9 protein-coding genes are annotated in these 22033 nt (G+C 68.4%); 8 read left to right on the forward strand and 1 reads right to left on the reverse strand.

Annotated elements, in window-relative coordinates; genetic code table 11:
* The first annotated feature begins 36 nt into the window (after positions 1-36).
* Together xerD and ACZK3J_RS02865 are read left to right on the forward strand one after the other, a co-directional pair.
* Positions 37-1014: a site-specific tyrosine recombinase XerD gene (xerD, locus tag ACZK3J_RS02860; protein WP_032128012.1), complete on the forward strand. Its 978-nt coding sequence runs from the start codon at positions 37-39 to the stop codon at positions 1012-1014.
* 100 nt (positions 1015-1114) lie between these two features.
* The gene (locus ACZK3J_RS02865) at positions 1115-1900 is read left to right on the forward strand and encodes a thioredoxin fold domain-containing protein (RefSeq protein WP_100437853.1); all 786 of its coding nucleotides are present in this window, start codon (positions 1115-1117) and stop codon (positions 1898-1900) included.
* Between the two features lie 82 nt (positions 1901-1982).
* Here the strand turns inward: ACZK3J_RS02865 and ACZK3J_RS02870 are convergent, their stop codons facing one another.
* Complete coding sequence (locus tag ACZK3J_RS02870; protein WP_478476401.1) at positions 1983-4082, reverse strand: glycosyl hydrolase family 18 protein; 2100 nt, start codon at positions 4080-4082, stop codon at positions 1983-1985.
* Between the two features lie 834 nt (positions 4083-4916).
* Between ACZK3J_RS02870 and purL the strand changes: the two genes are divergently transcribed.
* The 6 genes from purL to gspG all read left to right on the forward strand — a co-directional run bounded on the left by purL (position 4917) and on the right by gspG (position 22028).
* Entirely contained in the window at positions 4917-8801 is a 3885-nt protein-coding gene (gene purL / locus ACZK3J_RS02875) for a phosphoribosylformylglycinamidine synthase (protein WP_478476402.1), read from the forward strand.
* Between the two features lie 438 nt (positions 8802-9239).
* Complete coding sequence (locus ACZK3J_RS02880; protein ID WP_478476403.1) at positions 9240-16418, forward strand: ESPR-type extended signal peptide-containing protein; 7179 nt, start codon at positions 9240-9242, stop codon at positions 16416-16418.
* Between the two features lie 157 nt (positions 16419-16575).
* Positions 16576-18429, forward strand: a complete 1854-nt coding sequence (locus ACZK3J_RS02885; protein ID WP_032130135.1) for a S8 family peptidase — start codon at positions 16576-16578, stop codon at positions 18427-18429.
* A 136-nt stretch (positions 18430-18565) separates the two neighbouring features.
* Positions 18566-20290: a type II secretion system ATPase GspE gene (gene gspE, locus ACZK3J_RS02890; RefSeq protein WP_032130134.1), complete on the forward strand. Its 1725-nt coding sequence runs from the start codon at positions 18566-18568 to the stop codon at positions 20288-20290.
* 24 nt (positions 20291-20314) lie between these two features.
* Entirely contained in the window at positions 20315-21535 is a 1221-nt protein-coding gene (gene xpsF / locus ACZK3J_RS02895; RefSeq protein WP_478476404.1) for a type II secretion system protein XpsF, read from the forward strand.
* A 49-nt stretch (positions 21536-21584) separates the two neighbouring features.
* Positions 21585-22028, forward strand: coding sequence for a type II secretion system major pseudopilin GspG (gene gspG / locus ACZK3J_RS02900; RefSeq protein WP_004142831.1), 444 nt, complete (start codon positions 21585-21587; stop codon positions 22026-22028).
* Positions 22029-22033: the final 5 nt, after the last annotated feature.

The following is a 22033-nucleotide window of genomic DNA, read 5'->3' on the forward strand; positions in this document are numbered from 1 at the left end:
TGGCCGCGCCCGCAGTGGCCCTCGTATCCTGCACCCATGGCCCTTGTTTCCACCCCCGCCGAACGCCGCCAGCTGGTGCAGCAACTGCCCGAGCTGCGCGCCGACGACAGCGCGCGCATCCAGCGCTTCCTCGATGCGATCTGGGCCGAGAACGGCCTGGCCCGCGCCACCCTCGACAGCTACCGGCGCGACCTGGAAGGGCTGGCGCGCTGGATGGATGGACGCGACGGTGGCCTGGCCGGCATCGAGCGCCCGGGGTTGTTCGATTACCTGGCCTGGCGCACCCGGCATGGCTGGTCGCCGCGCAGCAATGCGCGCCTGCTGTCGGCGCTGCGCGCGTTCTTCGCCGATGGCGTGCGCCGTGGTGAACGCAGCGAGGACCCCAGTGCCCTGCTGGACCCGCCGAAGCTGCCGCGGCTGTTGCCGAAGGCGCTGGCCGAAAGCCAGATCGACGCACTGTTGGCGGCGCCGGACATCGACAGTCCGCTGGGCCTGCGCGACCGCGCCATGCTGGAGCTGATGTATGCGGCCGGCCTGCGCGTGAGCGAGCTGGTGCTGCTACCGGCCACGGCAGTCAACCTGCGCCAGGGCGTGCTGAGGGTCACGGGCAAGGGCAGCAAGGAGCGGCTGGTGCCGCTGGGCGAGGAATCGCAGCACTGGCTGGAGCGCTATCTGCAGGCGTCGCGCCCGCAGCTGGTCGGCAAGGGCAAGGTGCAGGCGCTGGCCGATGGGCAGACCCCATTGTTTGTCGAGCCGACGCTGCATGCGCTGACCCGCCAGGCGTTCTGGCATCTGGTCAAGCGCCACGCGCAGGTGGCCGGTATCGATCCGGTGCGGATCAGCCCGCATGGCCTGCGCCACAGCTTCGCCACGCATCTGCTCAACCGCGGCGCCGACCTGCGCGCGCTGCAGATGCTGCTCGGCCACAGCTCGCTGTCGACCACCCAGATCTACACCCTGGTGGCCCGCGAACACCTGCAGAAGCTGCACGCGCGCCACCATCCGCGCGGCTGAGCAGCGGCCTGAACCCCGGCCTCGGACGGTGGGCAGTGTCGCGGCCCGGTAGCGGCGGCTGTGTCAGAATCCGGGGTCTTCTTCTGTCGCGGACCGCTCCATGCTCCGATTTGCCATCGCCGCCGTGTTCGGTGCGCTCAGCCTGACCGCTTGCGCCCAGCCGGCTCCGCCGGCCGCCAAGGCACCCGCCGCGGCTGCGGCCAAGGCCGCCCCGGCCGCCAACGCTTCGGCCGACCAGGCCGTACGCGCCGCGCTGACCGCCCTGAATCCCGGCTTCCAGGTGGACTACATCGGCGCTGCGCCGTTCCCCGGCTTCCGCGAGGTCGTGGTCTCCGGCCAGTTGCTGTACGTGTCCGACGATGGCCGCTACCTGTTCCAGTCGCAGCCCTACGACACGCGTGCCAAGGGCCCGGCCAACAGCGAAGGCCTGCTCGGCTACCGCCGCGATCTGCTGGCCAAGGCCAACCACGGCGACCGCATCGTGTTCGCTGCGCCCAATGCCAAGTACACCATCAGCGTGTTCACCGACATCGAGTGCGGTTACTGCCGCAAGCTGCACCAGGACATCGCGGAGCTCAACCGCAACGGCATCTCGGTCGAGTACCTGGCATTCCCGCGCATGGGCCTGGGCAGCAAGGACTACACCGACATGATTTCGGTCTGGTGTGCAGCGGATCGCCGCCAGGCCCTGACCAACGCCAAGCGCGGTGGCAGTGTGCCGGCCAAGAACTGCACCAACCCGGTGGCGATGCAGTACGCGCTGGGCCAGCAGTTGGGCGTGAACGGCACGCCGGCGATCTTCGCCCCGGATGGCACCCAGCTGGGCGGTTACCTGCCGCCGGCGCAGCTGCGTGCGGCGCTGGAAAAGCAGTCGGCCAAGCGCTGACCGGGAATGCCGCCGGGCCATGCCCGGCGGATGCATCAATCGAACGAGGCCGGGGATGCGTGTCGCATCCCCGGCTTTTCTCTTATTTCAGGCCATCACTGACCGCCTTGGTCAGCGTGCCCTGCGCATCGTCACCGCTGAACTCCCAGACGAACGCGCCGCCCAGGCCCTGGGTCTTCACGTAGCCCATCTTGCGGGTGATGTTGGCCGGGGTATCGAAGCTCCACAGCGTGCTGCCGTTGTAGATCCAGGTGGCACCGGCGGTGTTGTCGGTGTAGCCCGGCCACGCCAGGTTCTTCAGTACCTTCCAGTCTTCAATGCCGGCTTCATACGTGCCCGGGGCGGCGCCGGTCGCGGTCTGGTACAGGCCGTTGTTGGCGTTGGTCACACCGGTCCAGCCACGCCCGTAGTAGCCGATGCCCAGGTTGAGCTTGGCGGCGGGCACGCCACGGCTGATGAAGGCCTCGATGGCGTCGTTGCTGTTGTAGAGCTTCTGGTCGCCGGTGGACGGATCATTCGGCGAATCGAACAGCGCCGACTGGTGATTGGTCTTCGCATCCCACGCGCCGTGGAAGTCGTAGGTCATCACGTTGATGTAGTCCAGGTACGGGTGGTACGCGGCCGGATCAGTGACGCGGATCTTGTCGATGCCGGCACCCACCGCCACCGTCAGCAACAGGCCCGGACGCACCGCATCGAGCTGGCGGCGGAACTCGGCCATCAGCGCGGTGAAGTTGGCGTTGTCCTCCGGCTTGCCGCATTCGATGCCACAGGCCACCGGGTACTCCCAGTCGACGTCGATGCCGTCGAACACGCCCAGTGCGGCACCGGCGCCACCGGCACCGTCGGTCACCGGCAGGTTGCCCTTGATGTAGGCGTCGATGCACGAGGCGACGAAGGCCTGGCGGTTTTCCGGACGCGCCGCGCTGGAGAAACCACGCGACCAGGTCCAGCCACCCAGCGAGATCAGCACCTTCATGCCCGGGTACTTGGCCTTGAGCTGCTTGAGCTGGTTCCAGTTACCGCGCAACGGCTGGTCCCAGGTATCGGCGCTGCCGCTGACGCTCTCGGCGGCACTGAAGGCCTTGGTGTAGTCGGCGAAGGCATCGCCACCGGCACCGCTGTTCGGATCCGACGGCTGGGTGATGCCCACTTCGCAACGGTTGTTGCGCACGTTGCCGAACGCGTAGTTGATGTGGGTCAGGCGTGCGGCCGAGCCACTGCTGTCGATGTTCTTGACCCGGTAGTTGCGGCCGTAGATGCCCCACTGGGTGAAGTAACCGATCACCCGCTTGCCGGTGGTGCCGCCGTCGCCGGCCAGCGTAGTGGCGCTGATCTCAGTGCCCTGGGCCGAGGCGTTGCCGGCGTTGTCGCGGGCACGAACCCGGTAGCGGTAGGTGGTGGAGGCAGTCAGCCCGCCATCGATGTAGCTGGCGCTGGACGGTGAACCGACCAGGCTGCCGTTGCGGTACACGTCGTAGCCGGCCACGCCGCTGCCACCGGTGTTGTCGGTGGACGGGCTCCAGCTGAGCGCGATGCTGTTGGCGGTGCGGGTGCCGACCGCCAGCCCGCCCGGCACGCTCGGTGCGGTGGTATCGCCACCGGCGGCGTTGACGGTGATGGTGATGGTCGCGGTGCTGGTGGTGGCGTTGTTGTTGTCGGTCGCGACTGCACGCAGGGTGTGGCTGCCGGCGCTGGCATTGGCCCAGCTGGCCGCGTACGGCGCACTGGTGGTCACGCCCAGCGTGCTGCCATCGCGGAAGAACTCGACCTTGGCGACGCTGCCGTCCGGATCACTGGCGTTGGCGGTCACGTTGACCGTGCTGCCGGCGCTGAAGGTGGCGCCGTTGGCCGGCGAGGTCAGGCTGACCACCGGCGGCTGGTTGCTGCCGCTGCCATCGCAGGCACCGAGGTTGGTGTAGTAGGGCGCACCGGCCGGATGGTCCGGCGGCGCGTTCCAGATGTCCTGGTTCGCCCGATAGAGGACGCCTCCTTTCTGCAGGGTATCGCCGGCCCGGTAGATCTTGGCCTGGTCCCACTGGGCCACGCCGGCACAGCTGGCGGCCTGCGCCAGGCCGGGCAGGGCGGCGGTACCGGCGGCCAGGGCAAGCAGCCAGGCCAGGCGGCGGGGACGACAGCTTCGGGTCGCACGTTCGGCACTGCGCACAATCGGGTCGTACATGGGTAAGTCTCCGATCAAAGGGCGCGCGGGCCCCGATGGCGCCGCGCGTGACGCAGGTCCGGGCGTCGCCCGGGAAGGCGACGGAGGGGGCGGACGGAGGTACCTGGGAGGCCGGGGAGAGAGTCCGGCGCCAGGTAGGGACAACGTTGTCATCAATCGTGTGGTCAATCCGTGAGCGAGTGCATGGTTCGGGGATTTGGCGGAGAGCGGCGCTGGCGCGCGGTCGGCGGCCATCGGCGGAGCCCCTCGTGGCTGGAGTGGGTCGCGTACAGCGGGTTTCTGAGGGTTGGCCGGGTGGGTGGGCTGCGCAGGGGACGCTGCAAGTACGTCCATGTAGCTCGATCGCCGCATCCATGCGGCTCACGCCCCTGCGCAGCCCACCCGCCCGGCCACGGACAGGTTCCTGCGCGGCCAGCCACGGAAGACAGAACAAAAAATCAAAAGCAGAAGCCGGTCGCTTCGCTCTTCAATGCCTGACTTCTGAGATTTCCCTGGTTGCCGGCCAGCGGCCGGCACTACCGGGGAGCATCCACGCATGGCGTGGATCTACTGCAGATCGCGGAAATCTGTCGAAGGCGGGGTGGGTCCGGTTGCGGGGGCGTGAGCCGCATGGATGCGGCGATCGAGCCTCCATGGACGGATTCACGGCGTCCCCCGCAACCGGACCCACCCCGCCATCCCACGGAATGCCCGTTGTTGCTGTGGCTTTTGCCTCTGCTCTGGCTGTGGCCTTGGCTTGGGCGCCTCTGCGGGTGCCGGGCGCCGCCCGGCCAAAGCCCTTCCCCCGCTTCCGGTACAATGTCGGGCCCGTTTCCCAACTACGGTTCCCCGGACATGATGGTCCTCGAGGGCGCGCCCGCCCTGTCGCCGTTCCGCCGCGAACGTCTTGAATCCCGCCTGCAGTCCATCGCTCCCTCCCTGCGCATCAGCGGTGCCTGGCACGTCTACTTCGTGCAGCCCGAAGGCAGCGCCGCCCCCGACCTGATCACGCTGTGCCGCATCCTCGAAGCTGCGCCGCAGGCCGAGGCCGTGGCCGAAGGTGCGGTCAGCCGCATCGTGGTGCCGCGCCTGGGTACGCTGTCGCCGTGGTCGAGCAAGGCCACCGAACTGGTCCGTGGTGCCGGGCAGCCGGTCAGCCGGGTCGAGCGTGGCCTGCGCATCGACGTGCAGGGGTGGCCGGCCGATGCCGCCGCCCAGCAGGCGCTGGTCAAGGCGCTGCACGACCCGATGACGCAGTCGGTGCTGGAGACCGTGGAACAGGGCCTGGCGCTGTTCTCGGCGCCGGCCCGCGGTGAACTGGAACGCGTGCCGGTGGACCAGCTGGAGGCCGCCAACCAGCGCCTCGGCCTGGCCATGGCCCAGGACGAGATCGACTACCTGCGCGAACGCTTCACCGCGCTCGGCCGCGCGCCGTCCGACGTCGAGCTGATGATGTTCGCGCAGGCCAATTCCGAGCACTGCCGCCACAAGATCTTCAACGCCAGCTGGACCATCGACGGCCAGGAACAGGACCGTTCGCTGTTCCGGATGATCAAGAACACCCACCAGCAGACCCCGCAGCACACGCTCAGCGCGTACAGCGACAACGCCGCGGTGATCGAAGGCCATCCGGCGTCGCGTTACCGCCCGGATCCGGCCAGCGGCGAATACCGCCGCGAGCCGCAGGTGCCCAGCGCGTTCCAGATCAAGGTGGAAACGCATAACCATCCGACCGCGATCGCGCCGTTCCCGGGTGCCTCGACCGGCAACGGTGGCGAGATCCGCGACGAAGGCGCGACCGGCCGCGGCGGCAAGCCGAAGGCGGGCCTGTCCGGGTTCTCTGTCTCGCACCTTCGCATTCCCGAGCTGCCGCAGCCGTGGGAAGCGCCGCGCGCGCTGAACCCGCGCATGGCACCGGCGCTGGAAATCATGACCGACGGCCCGCTTGGCGGCGCTGCGTTCAACAACGAGTTCGGCCGCCCGAACCTGCTCGGCTACTTCCGCAGCTTCGAGCTGCCGGAAGGTGCCGACCTGGTGCGTGCCTACGACAAGCCGATCATGCTGGCCGGCGGCCTCGGCGCCATCGACCGTACCCAGGTCGACAAGATCCAGCTGCAGCCCGGTGATGCGGTCATCGTGCTCGGTGGCCCGGCGATGCTGATCGGCCTGGGTGGCGGGGCCGCCAGCTCGGTGGCCTCCGGCGAAAGCGCCGAGGACCTGGACTTCGCCAGCGTGCAGCGCGACAACCCGGAAATGGAACGCCGCTGCCAGGAGGTCATCGACCGCTGCGTGGCGATGGGCAGCAACAACCCGATCAAGTTCTTCCACGACGTCGGTGCCGGCGGCCTGTCCAATGCCATCCCCGAGCTGCTGCACGACTCCAGGGTCGGTGGCGTGATCGATCTGGGCAAGGTGCCCACCGATGATCCGTCGCTGTCGCCGATGCAGTTGTGGTGCAACGAATCGCAGGAACGCTACGTGCTCGGCGTCGCCCAGGAGCGCCTGGGCGAGTTCGCCGCGCTGTGCGCCCGCGAGCGCTGCCCGTTCGCTGCGGTCGGCGTGGCCACCGCCGAGGAACACCTGGTGGTGGCCTATGGCGCCGTGCCGGGCCACACCCCGGCCGATGCGCCGATCGACCTGCCGATGGACGTGCTGTTCGGCAAGCCGCCGAAGATGCACCGCGATACCGCACACCCGCCGGCACCGCGCTGGCCGGCGCTGAAGACCGCGGGCCTGGACCTGCAGGAAGCGGGCCTGCGCGTGCTTGCGCACCCGACGGTGGCCTCGAAGAACTTCCTGGTCACCATCGGTGACCGCAGCGTCGGTGGCCTGACCGCACGCGAACAGATGGTTGGCCCGTGGCAGCTGCCGGTGGCCGATGTGGCCATCACCGTGGCCGACTTCGACGGCGTGGCCGGCGAGGCGATGTCGATCGGCGAGCGCACCCCGCTGGCCCTGCTCGATGCGGCGGCTTCGGCACGCATGGCCGTGGGCGAAGCGTTGACCAACCTGTGCGCGGCCCCGGTCGATGCGCTGGATGAGATCAAACTGTCGGCGAACTGGATGGCCGCGGCCGGCCACCCGGGCGAAGACGCGCTGCTGTACGACGCGGTGAAGGCCGTGGGCATGGAACTGTGCCCGCAGCTGGACATCAGCATTCCGGTGGGCAAGGACTCGCTGTCGATGCAGGCGCAGTGGCACGACCAGGGCCAAGCGCACAAGAGCGTGTCGCCGGTGTCGCTGGTGATCTCTGCGTTCGCACCGGTCGCCGATGTGCGCCAGCAGCTGACCCCGCTGCTCGACCGCGACGTGGAAAGCGAGCTGTGGCTGATCGGCCTTGGCGCCGGCAAGCAGCGCCTGGGCGGTTCCATCCTGGCCCAGGTGCATGCCGACCACGGTGACCTGCCGGCGTTCGCCGGCGCTGCCCCGGATCTGGACGACCCGCAGCGCCTGCGTGGCTTCTTCGAGCTGATCCGCGATGCGCGCCAGGCCGGCCTGCTGCTGGCCTACCACGACCGCAGCGACGGCGGTGCCTTCGCCGCGCTGTGCGAAATGGCCTTCACCTCGCGCCTGGGCCTGGACATCACCCTCGATGCCTGGGGCGATGATCCGTTCCGCAGCCTGTTCAACGAAGAGCTGGGCGCGGTGGTGCAGATCGCGCGCGAAGACCGTGCTGCGTTCGCCGACCTGGTCGAACGCCACGCACTGACCGAATGCGCACAGCGCATCGCCAAGCCGACCACCGCACCGGTGGTGCGCGTGTCGCTGGGCGGCGAGAACCTGGCCGAGTGGCGCTGGGACGCGCTGTTCGACGCCTGGTGGTCGGTCACCCACGCCATGCAGAAGCGCCGCGACAACCCGGCCAACGCCGACGTTGAGCGCGAGATTGCGCGTTCCTTCACGGCGCCGGGCCTGAAGCCCAAGCTCAGCTTCGACCTCAACGAAGACGTGGCGGCGCCGTTCATCAGCACCGGTGCGCGCCCGCGCGTGGCCGTGCTGCGCGAGCAGGGCGTGAACGGCCAGATTGAAATGGCCAACGCCTTCGAACGTGCCGGCTTCCGCGCCTTCGACGTGCATATGAGCGACCTGATCGAAGGCCGCGTGGCCCTGCAGGATTTCACCGGCCTGGTCGCCTGTGGTGGCTTCAGCTACGGCGACGTGCTCGGTGCCGGCCGTGGCTGGGCCACCTCGATCCTGGAGCGCAGTGCGCTGCGTGATGCCTTCGCCGCATTCTTCACGCGCGAGGACAGCTTCGCGCTGGGCGTGTGCAATGGCTGCCAGATGATGAGCCAGCTGAAGGGCATCATTCCGGGGGCCGAGCACTGGCCGCAGTTCCGCCGCAACGCCAGCGAGCAGTTCGAAGCCCGTACCGCGCTGCTGGAGGTGGTGGAATCGCCGTCGATCCTGCTGCGCGGCATGGCCGGTTCGCGCCTGCAGGTGGCGGTGGCGCATGGCGAAGGCCAGGCCGTGTTCGACAATGCCATCGACCAGGCCGCCGCACGTGTTTCGCTGCGCTACATCGATGGCCACGGCAACGTTGCCAGCCAGTACCCGCTGAATCCGAACGGTTCGCCGGACGGCATCACCGGCCTGACCAGCACCGACGGCCGCGTCACCATCATGATGCCGCACCCGGAACGCACCCCGCGCGCGCTCAACCTGAGCTGGGCTCCGGCCGAGTGGCAGGGTGACTCGCCGTGGATGCGCATGTTCCGCAACGCGCGGGTGTGGTGCGGCTGATCGCACTGCATCGCGCAGGCCTCAATGCCATCGCGTATGGAAAAACCCGCCGTTGATCGGCGGGTTTTTCTTTGCGCGCTTGAAACTCCAGTCGCGACCGCTAGTTACATGCATTTTCATGCGTCGAGGAATCGTCACGCATGCATAACAAAATCCTTTCATAAACACGTGAAATAGTGATGTGCTTCACGGCAATAGGATTTGCTGTGTCAAAGTCTTGACGATCTGCAAAGTTGCCGTTAACACTTGAACCCCGTTTCAGAATCATTCATTTCGCAGTAACCGGTTGGCGCACGCGCTCGGTTTTCTGTCGCTGCGCGCCGTTCGGCAATACCCCGCAGTAAATCACGCGAATAAACGCCCCCAGGGGACGTTGGGCCGGAAAGCCCAGCGGTGGCGTTGCTTTGCCCAAAACCAGTCCAATCAGGAGCCGTACCGATGAATCGGATTTATCGCAAGGTCTGGAACAAAGCATTGGGTCAGTTGGTGGTGGCCTCGGAACTGGCCTCCTCCGACAGCGGCGGCGGGGTCGTCGACCAGCGCCGCGATGCAACGCAGGCTGCGCCCGCAAGGTTGGCGATGGCACTGGGCCTGGTATTGGGATTGGGCATGAGCGGTATCGCCGCAGCACAGTCGGTGCAGATCGGCGGCAGCGCCACCTGCGTGGCATTCAGCGGCAAGCTGCTCGAAAAGTGCCTGATCGAAGGCTCGGCCACGGCCAAGGGCAGCAACGCGGTGGCGATCGGCAGCAACAGCAGCGCCAGTGCGGCCAACAGCGTAGCGCTGGGCGCCGGCTCCAAGGCCACGCGTGCCAACACGGTGTCCGTGGGTGATACCGGCAAGGAACGGCAGATCACCAATGTTGCCGCAGGCAGCCAGGCCACCGATGCGGTGAACAAGGCGCAGCTGGACGCGCAGGCGCGCGCCACGCAGGCCGCGCTGGCCGATGTCGCCGCAGACGGCAATCGTTATTTCAAGGCCGATGGCGCAGGCGATGACAGCGACGCGGCGAAGATCGACGGGCAGGGCGCAGTCGCGGCCGGTGCCGGCGCACAGTCGCTGGCCAATGCCACCACTGCCATCGGTACCCAGGCCATTGCCGCGGGCCTGGGCGCAAGCGCGTTCGGCCAGGGCGCCTTGGCAATCGGCGATGCCAGCGTGGTGGTCGGGCAGAGCGCTGCGGCCTTCGGTCTCGGCGACACCGCGGTTGGCGCAAGCGCGACCGCCGCCAGCGAGAACGGCGCGGCCACCGCGCTGGGTGCGCTGTCCGAAGCGACTGCCGATGGCGCCACCGCTGTTGGCGGCGGTGCCGTGGCGATGGGCCCGGGCAGCACCGCATTGGGCCGCGGCGCTACCGCCGCCAACGAAGCGTCGATTGCGGTGGGTGCATTCAGCACCGCCGTTGGTGAATACAGCACCGCGCTGGGCTCGAATTCCGCGGCGGTGGCCACCGGCAGCGTGGCGCTCGGCGCGGGCTCGCTGGCCGACCGCGTCGATACCGTGTCCGTTGGTGCCGCCGAATACGGCCTGACCCGGCAGATCACCAGCGTGGCCGCAGGCACCGAAGACAACGATGCAGTCAATGTCGGTCAGCTGAAGGACGTTGCCGCCGTGGCCGATGCCACCGCCAAGCGCTTCCAGGCTAACGGCAGCAGCAACAGCGATGCCGGTGCACTGGCCGAGGGCGACGAGGCGCTGGCGGCCGGCGAGGCCGCCAATGCCATCGGCAACGGCACCACGGCAGTCGGTGCCGGCGCCACCGCCGTCGCGCAGAACGCCACTGCCGTTGGCAACAACGCGCTGGCCTCGGGCCAGAACAGTGCCGCGTTCGGCAACAACGCGCAGGCCAACGGTCCAGGCAGCGTTGCCGTGGGTGGCGCTGCGGTGGATGCCGATGGCAACCCGCTGATCACCAGCGGCGGCGTGCCGGTGGAAACCGGCGCAACCAGCGCAGGCGTCGGCGGCACTGCGGTCGGCGCCAGTGCCGAAGCCAGTGGTTTTGCGGCGTCGTCCTACGGCGTCGGCGCCTATGCGGCCGGTGCGCAGGCGTCGGCCTTCGGCGCCGTGGCCAATGCCATCGGCGATTATTCCACCGCGCTGGGTACGCAGAGCAACGCGACGGGCACCAGCAGCGTCGCCATCGGTGGTCCGGCTGACCTGATCCCCGGCCTGGGCTTCTTCGTGCAGACCCAGGCCAGTGGCGAAGCCGCCACCGCCGTCGGTGCCGGTGCCATCGCCAGTGGCGACCGCGCCGTGGCCAACGGCAGCCTCAGCGAAGCCTCCGGCGCCGAAGCGACCGCGGTCGGCTACTTCGCCTATGCACCGGGCGAGAACGCCAGTGCCCTGGGCGCGCAGACCTGGGCGAGCGGAGCGCAGAGCACGGCCGTGGGTTACTACGCCACCGCACGCGGCGCGAACAGTGTGGCACTCGGCGCGAATTCCGAAGCGGTGCGCGCCAACAGCGTGGCCGTCGGCAGCGCCGGCAACGAGCGGCAGATCACCAGCGTCGCTGCGGGCAGCGAAGCCACCGATGCGGTGAACAAAGCCCAGCTCGACGCCGTGGCCGGCACTGCCGACACCACCGCGCGTTTCTTCCAGGCACAGCCGGAGGCGGGCAGTGATGCTGGCGCACTGGCTGATGGCGAAGGCTCCATCGCTGTGGGTTCGTCGAGCAATGCGATCGGCGCAGGTGCCATTGCACATGGTGCTGCCGCGTCGGCCATCGGCGATGACAGCGTGGCCGTGGGCCGCAACAGCGCGGCCACCGGTAATGGCGGTGTCGCCATCGGTGGCCTCGGCCAGGCCTACGACGAGTTCAACCAGCCGATCATCGGTGCCGATGGCACGGCGCAGCAGGTGGGCACCACCGCTGTTGCCGATGCCACCGCAGTCGGCAGCGGCGCGCAGGCCACCGGGGCTGCCAGCAGCGCCTTCGGCAACGCGGCCAAGGCCAGTGGTGACAACAGCTTCGCCGCAGGCGGCAAGTCGCGCGCCACCGGCAGCTATGCGGTTGCGGTCGGCGACAGCGCATTCGCCAGCAGCGATGACAGCACTGCAGTAGGCGGTTACAGCTGGGCCACTGCCAGTGGCGCAGCAGCATTCGGTTCGGGTGCATGGGCCACTGCCACCAATGCCTCGGCGTTCGGCAACGCGGCCTGGGCCAGTGGCAGCGGCGCAACGTCCATTGGTTACAACAGCTGGGCCAACGGCGCCAGCTCCACAGCGGTCGGCCGTGGTGCCTTCGGCTATGGCGACAACAGCGTGGCGCTGGGCTTCCAGGCGCTGGGCAACAGCATCAACAGCATCGCCATCGGCACCAACACGGTAGCCGGTGGTGAAAGCGCGATCGCGCTGGGTGCGGGCAGCAATGCCAGCGCCAGCAATACGGTCGCGCTGGGTGCCGGTTCGGTCGCCAACCGAGCGCGCACGGTGTCGGTGGGCAGCGCCGGCAACGAACGCCAGGTCACCAACGTCGCCGCCGGCACCCAGGCCACCGATGCGGTGAACAAGGCGCAGCTGGATGCGGTGGCGACCACGGCCACCACCACCAGCCGCTTCTTCCAGGCCAGCGGCAACGGCGACGACGTAGCCGGTGCATTGGTGGAAGGTGACAACGCACTGGCGGCCGGTGATGCCGCCAACGCCATCGGCAATGGCGCCACCGCACTGGGTAGCGGCGCCAACGCGCTGGCCAGCAACGCACAGGCGCTGGGCTTCAATGCGTTGGCGACCGCAGCCAACGCCAGCGCTGTTGGTGCCAACGCACAGGCCACGGGCGAGTACGCCACCGCGCATGGCGCGGAAAGCGAAGCCAGCGGCGAGCAGAGCGCGGCGTTCGGTGCGGCCAGCATCGCCAGCGGCGCCGGTAGCACTGCCAATGGCGTGCTGTCCGAAGCGTCCGGCGAAGAGGCCGTGGCCGTGGGCTACTTCAGCAATGCCAGTGGTGACGCGGCCACCGCTGTCGGTAGCGAGAGCGTAGCCAGTGGTACGGCGTCGGCGGCCTTCGGTATCGGTGCCGAAGCCAGCGGCGGTTACAGCACCGCCATCGGTGGCTACGCGCAGGCCTCGGCGTTCAATGCCACCGCGTTCGGCAACTTTGCCAATGCCTCCGGTTCCAACAGCGTGGCCGTGGGTGGCGACTCGGAAGCCTCCGGCGCCTACAGCACTGCAACCGGCCAGGGCAGCCTGGCCACCGGCACGAACAGTGTCGCCGTCGGCGGCTCGCTGTTCGGTCTGCTGGCCACCGAGGCATCGGGCAACTACTCCACTGCGGTGGGTGGTGGCGCCTGGTCGGGGGGCATCAACAGCACCGCACTGGGCAACGCCGCCGAATCGCGCGGTGCCAACAGCGTGGCGCTGGGTGCGGACTCGATTGCCGACCGCGACAACACCGTGTCGGTGGGCGGCGGCGGCAATACCCGCCAGATCACCAACGTGGCCGATGGCACGCAGGGCAATGATGCGGTCAACAGGAATCAGCTCGATGCCGTAGCCGCGGCAGCGGAAAAGACCAGCCGGCAGTTCCAGGCCAGCGGCAATGCCGATGGTGAAACCGGGGCGCTGGTGGACGGCGATAACGCGCTGGCGGCCGGTGACGCGGCCAACGCGATCGGCAACGGTGCCACCGCGTTGGGCAGTGGTGCCAATGCGCTGGCCGCCAACGCCACGGCCGTGGGCATCGATGCGCTGGCCACCGGCAGCAACGCGGCGGCCCTGGGCAGCACGGCACAGGCTACCGGCGAAGACAGCCTGGCGCTCGGTACCGGCGCCAGCGCCAGTGAACTGGGCGCAAGCGCGGTCGGCGCGCGCGCACAGGCCAGCGGTGCCTACAGCACGGCCACGGGTACCGAATCCAATGCCAGCGGCACCCAGGCACTGGCCAGCGGCTTCCGCAGTGCCGCGTCCGCCGATGGCACCACCGCTGTCGGCGGCTACGCCGAAGCCAGCGGTCGCCTCGGCACTGCCTTGGGCTACGGCTCGGCAGCCAGTGGTGCCAACACCACTGCAGTCGGTTTCGGTGCCGCTGCGGCTGGTACCGGTGCCGTTGCCGTGGGTCAGTCCAGCGAGGCCAGTGGCGAGGAGAGCGTGGCCATCGGCGGCAGCACCTTCTTCGGCCTGATCCCGTCGCGTGCCAGTGGCACCGGTGCCGCGGCGTTCGGCGCCGGTGCATGGGCCACCGAAGACTACGCGACCGCCATTGGCTGGAATTCGTGGGCGGCAGGCAGCAGCGCCACCGCGCTGGGTGCCAACGCCACCGCCAATGGCAACAACAGCGTCGCGCTCGGCGCCGGATCCAAGGCCGACCGTGACAACACTGTGGCCGTCGGCAAGGCGGGCGGTGAGCGCCAGGTCACCCATGTCGCAGCCGGTACCGAAGCCACCGATGCGGTGAACAAGGGCCAGCTGGATGCGGTCGCCGGCGTCGCCGACAAGACCAGCCGGCAGTTCCAGGCCAGCGGCAATGCCGATGGCGAGGCCGGTGCACTCGTTGACGGCGACAATGCACTGGCTGCTGGCAACGCGGCCAACGCCATCGGTAATGGCGCCACCGCGCTGGGCAGCGGTGCCAACGCCATGGCCGCCAATGCCACGGCCGTGGGCTTCGATGCGCTCGCCACCGGCAACAATGCGGCGGCGCTCGGCAACGCGGCGCAGGCTGCTGGTGTCGACAGCGTAGCCGTGGGCAGTGGCGCCAGCGCCAGCGAACTCGGCGCCAGTGCTACCGGCGCCGGCGCCCAGGCCAAGGGCGCTTACAGCACTGCCAGCGGCGCGCAGGCCACGGCCAGCGGCACCCAGTCGCAGGCCAGTGGTTTCCGCGCCAATGCTTCGGCCGACGGCGCTTCGGCGCTGGGCAGCTATGCCGAAGCCAGTGGTCGCCTTGGCACTGCAGTGGGTTACGGCAGCAAGGCCACCGGCGCCAATGCCACCGCGGTGGGTGTCAGTGCCAACGCGTCGGCGGCCGGCAGCATCGCACTGGGCGCAGGCTCGGTGGCCGACCGTGCCAACACCGTGTCGGTGGGCAGCAGCACCAGTGATCGTCAGATCACCCGCGTCGCTGCCGGTACCGAGCGCACCGATGCGGTCAATCGTGGCCAGCTTGATGCGGTCGCAGCGACTGCCGATGGCACGGCACGTTACGTCAAGGCCACCGGCGCAGGTATCGCCAGCGCCAGCGGCAGTGATGCCGCCGCGATCGGTTCGGCGGCCAGTGCCAGCGGCGCGCGCAGCAATGCGCTGGGCGCCAACGCGATGGCGATCGGCAACGGTGCACTTGCACTGGGCAACAGTGCCGGCGCGTCCGGTGCCAACTCGGTGGCGCTGGGTGCGGGCTCGCGTGCGCTCGATGCCAACGTGGTGTCGGTCGGCGGTGGCAATGGCACCGATGGTCCAGCCACGCGCCGCATCGTCAATGTGGCCGATGGCCGCATCGCCGCCGGCAGCAGCGATGCCATCACCGGCTCCCAGCTCAACGTCACCAACCAGCGGGTGGGCGCGGTGGAAACGCGCGTGGGCGATTTCGATTCGCGCATCGCCACCGTGGAAACCACCGCGGCCAGCGCGGTCGGTTACGACGACGCCAGCCGTGACCGCCTGACCCTGTCCGGTTTCCAGGGCACCACCATCGACAACGTCGGTGCCGGCAGCATTGCCGCGGGCAGTCGCCAGGCGATCAACGGCGGCCAGCTGTTCCAGTCGCTCAGCGATGCCGCCAGCTTCCTCGGCGGTGGTGCCAGCGTCGGCATGCAGGGTGTGTTCGTGGCCCCGAACTACGTGATCCAGGGCGCCACCTACAGCAACGTCGGCGATGCGCTGGGCGCGCTGGACCGCAAGGTCAGCGAGATCGACCGCAGAACCGCTGGTGGCTCGCGTGCCGGGACTGCCAACCTGCGCGCGATGAGTGCCTCGCTGGATGAGAGCCCGCTGGCAAGCACCGCTGATGCACCTGCAACGGCCGACGCGGCACCGGCCAGCACCGCGCGTGTGCAGGGCACGCCGACCGCTGCCGCCGCCGGTGCCGGGATTCCGGTTGGCACTCCCGCGACGGGCTTCAATGCCGTCGCCATGGGCGAGGGCGCCGTCGCCAGTGGCGCTTCGTCCACGGCCATCGGCCAGGGCGCCAATGCCACCGCGGCGAACGCGGTGGCGCTGGGCCAGGGCTCGGTTGCCGATCGTGCCAACACGGTCTCGGTGGGCAGTGAAGGCAACGAGCGCCAGGTCACCAATGTGGCGGCGGGTACCACGGCCACCGATGCGGTCAACAAGGGCCAGCTCGACCGTGGCATGGCCACAGCCAACAGCTACACCGACAGCCGCGTCCAGGCCGTCGCCGACAGCTTCGATGTGTTCAAGGGCGAGATCGACGGACGCCTGCGCCACATGGATCGCCGCATCGACCGCCAGGGTGCGATGAGCGCGGCGATGCTCAACATGGCCACCAGTGCCGCCGGTATCCGCACCCAGAACCGAGTCGGCGTCGGCATTGGTTTCCAGGGCGGCGAGTCGGCGTTGTCGCTGGGCTACCAGCGTGCGATCAGCGATCGCGCCACGGTGACCTTCGGTGGTGCTTTCAGCAGCGACGACAGCTCGGTTGGCGTCGGTGCCGGCTTCGGCTGGTAAGCCACTCCATCGCGCCGGCGGCCACCCACGCCGGCGCAGCACCTGCAGTGAGGGCCTGGGGGGAGGTCACGGCAATCCCGGCTGGGCCGGCCGGGAGTCGTCAAGGAATGATGGCCGCAGTGTTGGTTCGATCCATGACCCAGAAGAGGAATTCGACGTGATCAAGAAGCAGAACCTTCGCATCAATGTGCTTGCCGCCGCCGTGCTGTCGATGACGGCCGTCGGTGCCGTCCACGCCGCCGGCCTGCCGACCCGCGAACCGGTGCGCCAGGCCAGCACCGCCCAGCCGGGCGCCGAGCGCATCATCGTCAAGTACCGGGCCGGCGCTGCCGCCGCCACCGACCGCTCGGCGAAGCTGTCCACCGTGCAGTCGGCGCTGACCCGGGCCAGCCTCTCCGGCGGTACCTCACGTGCCAGTACCCTCGGCCCGCAGGTGGTACGCAAGCTCGCTACCGGTGCGGACCTGATCCGCGTGCAGGGCCGCCTGGCCCCGGCCGAACTGCAGCGTGTGCTGAAGGAACTGCAGGCCGACCCGTCGGTGCAGTACGCCGAAGCCGACGTGAAGCTGCGCCGCACCGAACTGCGTGCCGGCAACGTACAGCCGGCGCTGGTGCCGAACGATCCCTTCTACCAGCAGAACCAGTGGCATCTGCACAATGCGGTCGGCGGCATCAACGCACCGGCGGCATGGGATGTCTCGCAGGGTGAGGGCATCGTGGTGGCGGTGATCGATACCGGCATCCTGCCGCAGCATCCGGACCTGGTCGGCAACCTGCTGGAGGGTTACGACTTCATCAGCGATGCGGAGACCTCGCGGCGCCCGACCAACGATCGTGTGCCGGGTGCGCAGGACTACGGTGACTGGGTCGAGAACGACAACGAGTGCTATGACGGCTCGCTGGCAGAGGACAGTTCCTGGCACGGCACCCACGTCGCTGGCACCGTGGCCGAGCAGACCAACAACGGCGTCGGCATGGCCGGTGTCGCCTACAAGGCCAAGGTGCTGCCGGTACGTGTGCTGGGCAAGTGCGGCGGTTACCTGTCCGACATCGCCGACGCGGTGGTCTGGGCATCGGGTGGCACGGTGACCGGTATTCCGGCCAACACCAATCCGGCCGAGATCATCAACATGAGCCTGGGCGGCAGCGGTACCTGCGGCAGCACCTACCAGGACGCCATCAACGGCGCGATCTCGCGTGGCACCACCGTGGTGGTCGCGGCCGGCAATGAAGCCGACAACGCATCCAAGTACCGTCCGGCCAGCTGCGAAGGCGTGGTGACCGTGGGTGCCACGCGCATCACCGGCGGCATCACCTACTACTCCAACTACGGCACCCGCGTGGACCTGTCCGGTCCGGGTGGCGGCGGCAGTGTCGACGGCAACCCGGGTGGCTACATCTGGCAGACCGGCTCCAATGCGGCCACCACGCCGGAATCGGGCACGCCGGGTTACATGGGCATGGGCGGTACCTCGATGGCTTCGCCGCATGTGGCCGCCGTTGCCGCACTGGTGCAGAGCGCGCTGATCGCCAAGGGCAAGGATCCGTTGACCCCGGCCGCGATGCGTACCCTGCTGAAGGAAACCGCACGTCCGTTCCCGGTCGCCATCCCGGCGGCCACCCCGATCGGTACCGGCATCCTCGACGCCAAGGCTGCGCTGGCCAAGGCACTGGAAGAACCGTGCACCGAGAACTGCGGGCCGGTGGCCACACCGCTGACCAACAAGGCCGCCGTCGGTGGCCTGTCCGGTGCGGCCGGCAGCAGCAAGCTCTACAGCTTCGAAGCGGCTGCCGGCAAGCAGTTCAGCGTGATCACCTACGGTGGCACCGGCAACGTTTCGGTCTACGTGGCTGAAGGCCGTGAGCCCAGTGCCAGCGACAACGACGCCAAGTCGACCCGTCCGGGCACCTCCGAGACGGTGCGGGTGACCAAGCCGGTGGCGGCCACCTACTACATCAAGGTGGTGGGTGAAGCGGCCTACAACGGGGTGAGCATTCTCGCCACGCAGTAAGCTTGAACTGTCGTAGTTGAATGGCCGAAGCCCGTCATCCCATGTGACGGGCTTCGTCTTTTTACGAAAGGTGGCGCAGGGGCGGCGGAAATCATGGCTTAACTGTTAAAGTCGAGCCGATTGACAGGAGAGTCATGTGAACGCGCTTGCTGCTACCGCCGCTGCCGACGACGCTGAAGGCCGCATCCTGGATGCGCTGCTGGCGCGCGGCCGGCTGAAGGAAGGCGATCTGGCACGTGCGCGGCCGCTGCACGCAGAGGCCGGCGGTAGCCTGCTGGGCCTGCTGGTGCGGCTGGGGCTGGTCTCCGAGCGTGACCAGGCCCAGGCCAGCGCCGAAGTGCTGGGGCTGCCGCTGCTGGAAGGCAAACAGCTGCCGGAAGCACCGCCACAAGGGCTGGCGGAAGGCTTGCCGTTGTCGCTGCGCTTCCTCAAGCAGTTCCATGTCTGCCCGCTGGCGCTGGATGAACAGGGGGTCCGGCTGTGGCTGGCCGATGCCCATGATCCTTATCCGCAGCAGGCCGTGCAGCTGGCACTGGGTGTACCGGTGACACCGGTGCTGGGCATGCGCGCAGAAATTGATGACCTGGTCGAACGCTGGTTCGGCCAGGGCCGCAGCGCGATGGGCGCGATCGTCGAAACCGCCGATGGCGAGGGCGGTGCGGTCGATGACATCGAGCATCTGCGTGACCTCGCCTCGGAAGCGCCGGTGATCCGCCTGGTCAACCTGGTGATCCAGCGTGCAGTGGAGCTGCGCGCTTCGGACATCCATGTCGAACCGTTCGAAAGCCGGTTGAAGGTGCGTTACCGCGTCGATGGCGTGCTGGTGGAAGGCGAAAGCCCGCCGGCCAACCTCACTGCTGCGGTGATCAGCCGCATCAAGATCATGGCCCGGCTCAACATCGCCGAGCGCCGCCTGCCGCAGGACGGCCGCATCATGCTGCGCGTGCAGGGCAAGGAGCTGGACCTGCGCGTGAGCACGGTGCCGACCGCGCACGGCGAAAGCGTGGTGATGCGATTGCTGGACCGCGAAACGGTGGTGTTCGATTTCCATCGTCTCGGTTTCACTGACGCCTTCCTGCCGCAGTTCCGCAAGGTGCTGGAACAGCCGCACGGCATCCTGCTGGTGACCGGCCCGACCGGTTCAGGCAAGACCACCACGCTGTACACCGCGCTGAGCCAGCTGAACACTGCCGACGTCAAGATCATCACGGTCGAAGACCCGGTGGAATACCAGATCGAAGGCATCAACCAGATCCAGGCCAAGCCGCAGATCGGCCTGGACTTCGCCAACGCCCTGCGCAGCATCGTGCGCCAGGACCCGGACATCATCATGATCGGCGAAATGCGCGACCTGGAAACCGCGCGCATCGCGATCCAGTCGGCGCTGACCGGCCACCTGGTGCTGTCCACCCTGCATACCAACAACGCAGCCGGCGGCATCACCCGCCTGCTCGACATGGGCGTGGAAGACTACCTGCTTACCTCCACCATCAACGGCATCCTGGCCCAGCGCCTGGTGCGTCGGCTGGAGCCGACCCATGCCGAGCGCTATGAAGCCTCGCCGGAAGAGATCGAACGCTTCGAGCTGCGCCGCCTGCAGCCGGAAGGACCGATCTACCTGTACCGCCCGAAGCCCTCCGCGCTGGCGCCGACCGGTTACCTCGGCCGGACCACCATCATGGAATTCCTGGTGATGAACGACGCGCTGCGGCGCGCGGTGATGCGCCGCGACGGCATGGGCGAGATCGAACGCATTGCCCGCGAAGCCGGTATGCGCACGATGTACGAAGATGGCCTGTCCAAGGCCCTCAGTGGTCAGACGACCATCGAGGAAGTCCTGCGCGTCACCGAGGAAAGCTGATGCGCGCAGGACGCCGGGGCTGACATGCCGACCTACCGTTACAAGGCACTGAATCCGCACGGCGAGATCTTCGACGGGCAGATGGAAGCGGCAAGCGAGGCCGAGCTGGTCGCGCGCCTGCAGGACCAGGGCCATCTGCCGATGGAGACCCAGCTGGCCGATGGCGGTGCGATCGGTGGCAGTACCTGGCGCAACCTGATCCGCCAACGGCCGCTGCAGGGTGCGGCATTGCTGCAGTTCACCCAGCAGCTGGCGACACTGCTCGGTGCAGGCCAGCCGCTGGATCGCGCGCTGTCGATCCTGCTCGGGTTGCCCGAAGACGAACGCTCGCGCCGCGCGATCACCGACATCCGCGATGTGGTGCGCGGTGGCGCGCCGCTGTCGACCGCACTGGAGCGCCAGCATGGGTTGTTCTCGCGCCTGTACGTGAACATGGTGCGGGCCGGTGAAGCCGGCGGCAGCCTGCACGAAACCCTGCAGCGCCTGGCCGACTACCTCGAACGCAGCCGCGCGCTGCAGGGCAAGGTGATCAACGCGCTGGTGTACCCGGCCATCCTGCTGGTGGTGGTGGGTGGCGCGCTGCTGTTCCTGCTCGGCTACGTGGTGCCGCAGTTCGCGCAGATGTACGAAAGCCTGGATGTGGCGCTGCCGTGGTTCACCAACGCGGTGCTGCAGCTGGGCCTGTTCGTGCGCGACTGGTGGGTGTTGCTGCTGGTGGTGCCAGGGATACTTGCGCTGTTCTTCGAACGCAAGGCGCGGCAACCGGCCTTCCGGCTGGCGCTGGATGGCTGGCTGCTGCAGCGTCGCGGCATCGGCCGCCTGCTCGGCGAACTGGAAACCGCGCGGCTGGCCCGCACGCTGGGCACCCTGCTGCGCAATGGCGTGCCGTTGCTGGGTGCCTTGGGCATCGCCCGCAACGTGCTGGGCAACCGCGCGCTGGCCGCCGATGTGGAAGCCGCCGCGGATGAAGTGAAGAACGGTACCGGCCTGTCGCTGGCGCTGTCGCGCGGCAAGCGTTTCCCGCGCCTGGCGCTGCAGATGATCCAGGTCGGCGAGGAATCCGGTGCACTCGATACCATGCTGCTGAAAGCCGCCGATACCTTCGAACAGGACAGCGCCCGGCGCATCGACCGCCTGCTGGCGGCGATGGTGCCGGCGATCACCCTGGTGCTGGCCTCGGTGGTCGGTGCGGTGATCGTTGCCGTGCTGGTACCGCTGTACGACCTGACCAATGCCATCGGTTGACGATGGATCCCTACGCAACCCCGACACTCCGCAACTGAAAGGACCGACCATGATTGCTTCCCGTCGACCGATCCGCCTTTCCTTCACCGCCGCGCGCAACCAGTCGGGCATGAGCCTGCTGGAAATCATCATCGTCATCGTGCTGATCGGTGCGGTGCTGACCCTGGTCGCCAGCCGCGTGCTGGGCGGCGCCGATCGCGGCAAGGCCAACATCGCCAAGGCGCAGGTGCAGACCGTTGCGTCCAAGGTCGACAACTACCAGATCGATACCGGCAAGCTGCCCGGCTCGCTCAACGATCTGGTGACCGCACCGGCGGGTGTCGGTGGCTGGCTGGGGCCGTATGCCAAGCCGGCTGACCTGAACGACCCGTGGGGCCACGCGCTGGAATACCGTGCGCCGGGCGAAGGCCAGCCGTACGAGCTGATCAGCCTCGGCAAGGATGGCAAGGCCGGCGGCAGCAGCGTCGATGCCGACATCCGCTACCAGCCGTAATCCTG

It is taken from the genome of Stenotrophomonas sp. 86428_Sma (assembly GCF_056481585.1).